Below are 257 nucleotides of genomic sequence, written 5' to 3'. Positions count from 1 at the left end.
CTCCAGCAGGTCGACGTTGCTGGTGGCCTTCAGGCCGCCCGGGTAGCCCGAGGGGCGGTAGGCGACCTGCTGCTCGCGCTTGGAGCCGGTGAGGGCCACCTTGGCGGCGTTGACGATGATGACGAAGTCGCCACCGTCGACGGGCGGCGCGTAGGTCGCCTTGTGCTTGCCGCGCAGGAGCGTCGCGGTCTGCACCGCGAGGCGGCCCAGCTCGACGTCCTCCGCGTCGATGACGAGCCAGCGGTGATCGATGTCGC

Annotated in this window: 1 protein-coding gene; it reads right to left on the bottom strand. The window is 70.8% G+C overall.

The window, feature by feature from the left end; genetic code table 11:
* Positions 1-252, bottom strand: a 252-nt coding sequence (gene rplM / locus AC0I8G_RS26035; RefSeq protein ID WP_471732524.1) for a 50S ribosomal protein L13, incomplete at its 3' end; no start/stop codon positions are given.
* Between the last annotated feature and the right edge of the window lie 5 nt (positions 253-257).

The organism is Kineococcus sp. AC630 (genome assembly GCF_979255925.1).
This window is presented reverse-complemented; position numbering and strand designations above follow the sequence as displayed.